The sequence below is a fragment of the Streptomyces sp. NPDC007162 genome (assembly GCF_040634175.1).
Taxonomy (GTDB): Bacteria; Actinomycetota; Actinomycetes; order Streptomycetales; family Streptomycetaceae; genus Streptomyces.
The window spans coordinates 1-2,453 of sequence record NZ_JBEYFC010000857.1; the positions used below are offsets into that span (position 1 = coordinate 1).

General features: G+C 74.5%; 2 protein-coding genes and 1 pseudogene. 2 read left to right on the top strand and 1 reads right to left on the bottom strand.

What is annotated here, in order from left to right; genetic code table 11:
- Positions 1 to 93: pseudogene (locus ABZ646_RS44970) on the bottom strand (DNA-binding response regulator); the annotation flags it as partial.
- Between the two features lie 261 nt (positions 94 to 354).
- Between ABZ646_RS44970 and ABZ646_RS44975 the strand changes: the two are divergent.
- Positions 355 to 1,161, top strand: a complete 807-nt coding sequence (locus ABZ646_RS44975) for an N-formylglutamate amidohydrolase (protein WP_360533105.1) — start codon at positions 355 to 357, stop codon at positions 1,159 to 1,161.
- A gap of 59 nt (positions 1,162 to 1,220) precedes the next feature.
- The coding region (locus ABZ646_RS44980) for a cytochrome P450 (protein ID WP_360533108.1) at positions 1,221 to 2,453 on the top strand (1,233 nt) is incomplete at its 3' end.

The window sequence follows — 2,453 nt, forward strand, 5'->3', positions numbered from 1 at the left end:
GGCGGCGATCAGGCGGGTCCCCTCGATGCCGTCCGTCTCGGGCATGCGGATGTCCATGACGACCACGTCCGCGCGTGCGCTGCGCGCCAGTTCGTGAAGTCCGCATGCCACGTGGACTTCGTGCGTGTCACCACCATGGGTTGTCCCGCCGTGAGCTGATACTCCGGCCCGGCCCCCGCCACCACCCTCCGTCCGGCGCCCTCGCCAAGCTGCTCATCGAGGAGCAGGACCTGCTCGTCCGGGGCGGAGCAGGTGGGCGCGCTGGTGCGGGAGTTGCTCGGCTGAGTGGTCCCGCCGCCGTCGGTGTGGCACCTTGATCCTCCGCACCGTCCGCACCGATGCCCGGAGCCGCCCGTGTCCCAGCCGTCGTACGAACTCCTGCCCGGCGCCGACCAGTCGCCCGTGCTCCTGCACGTGCCGCACTCGGCGCGGACGGTTCCGGCCGAGGTCAGGGCCGACATCGAGCTCGACGACGGTGCGCTGGAGCGGGAGTTGGACCACATCACGGACGCGCACACGGCCGAGCTGGCGGAGGCGGCGGCCGCTCTGGCGGGGGTCGCCCCCTGGCGGTTCGTCAACCGGCTGTCGCGTCTCGTCGTGGACCCGGAGCGGTTCCCCGACGAACGGGAGGAGATGCTCGCCGTCGGGATGGGCGCGGTGTACACGCGGACCACGCATCGGGAGGTGCTGCGGGCCGACGGGTTCGACCCCGAGCCGTTGGTCGCGCGGTACTTCCGGCCGTACGCCGAGGCGATGACGCGAGCGGTGGCCGGGCGGCTCGCGGCGACCGGGCGGGCGGTGGTGATCGACGTGCACTCCTACCCGAGCCGGGCGCTGCCCTACGAACTGCACGGGCAGGGGCCACGGCCACCGGTGTGCCTGGGGACGGATCGCTTCCACACGCCTGGCGAGCTGGCGCAGGCGGCGCGCCGTGCCTTCGCCGGGTGCGGGGGCACGGGGCTGGACAGTCCGTTCGGCGGGACGTACGTACCGCTGGAGTACTACGGGACGGATGCGCGGGTCGGCGCACTGATGGTGGAGATCCGGCGGGACCTGTACATGACCGAGCCGGGCGGTCCGGCGGATGCGGGTCTGGAGCGGCTCGCCGTGGCGCTCGCCGCGCTGGTGGACTCCGTCGGACGTCCCGCCCCGGGCCGTTGACCCATCCGGCTGGAGCACTCCCGCAGGACATGGGGTGAGGGCCGTACGACGGTGGAGGCATGACCACGGAGACGACCGCGCCCACCCCCACGGAGACGCCCGCGCCCACGGCCCCGGAACCGGCCCCGGCCGCCCGGGTCGAGCCGGTCGCACCCCTCGGCACGGAGCGGGACGGCCCCCGCTGTCCCGCGGCCGCCGCGCCCGTCCGGGGGGCCGCGCCGCCCGTGCGGGAGTGGCCCGCGCCGGATCTGGCGGGGACCGACTTCGACCCGGTGCTCGCCGCCCTGATGGCGGAGGGCCCCGTCACGCGGATCCGGCTGCCGTTCGGCGAGGGCTGGGCGTGGCTCGCCACCCGGTACGAGGACGTCAGGACCGTCACCAACGACCCGAGGTTCAGCCGCGCCGAGGTCACCCGTCGGCAGGTGACCCGGCTCGCCCCGCACTTCGCGCCGCGTCCCGGCTCGCTGGCCTGGGCCGACCAGCCCGACCACAACCGGCTGCGCAGGCCGGTCGCCGGTGCCTTCACGGTCGGCGCGACGAAGCGGCTGCGGCCCAGGGCGCAGAAGATCCTCGACGAACTGGTGGACGGGGTGGTACGGGACGGCCCGCCGGCCGATCTGGTCGCGCGGGTCCTGGAGCCGTTTCCGATCACCGTGGTCAGCGAGGTGATGGGGGTGCCGGAGGCGGACCGGGAGCGGGTGCACGCCTGGACCCGGCAGATCATCTCCACCTCGGGCGGCGCCGAGGCCGCGGACGCGGCCAAGCAGGGGCTGTACGGGTGGATCGCCGAGACGGTACGCGCGCGCTCGGACAGCACCGGGGACGACGTGTACTCGCTGCTCGGGACCGCTGTGGCGCGGGGTGAGATCGACGCGGAGGAGGCCGTGGGACTGGCCGGCCCGCTGCAGATCGGCGGCGAGGCGGTGACCCACAACTGCGGCCAGATGCTCTTCCTGATGCTCACCCGGCCGGAGCTGATGGCACGGCTGCGGGAGCGGCCGGCGGAGCGCGGGCCGGTCCTGGACGAGTTGCTGCGCTGGATCCCGCACCGCAGCACCGTCGGGCTGGCCCGGATCGCCCTGGAGGACGTCGAGCTGGCCGACGGCACCCGGATCGCGGCGGGCGATCCGGTCTACGTCTCCTACCTCGCCGCCAACCGCGACCCGGCCGTCTTCCCGGACCCGGACCGCATCTTCCCGGACCGGGACCCCAACCCGCATCTCGCCTTCGGCCACGGCCCGCACTACTGCACGGGCGCGGTCCTCGCCCGGCTCCAGACCGAACTGCTGGTC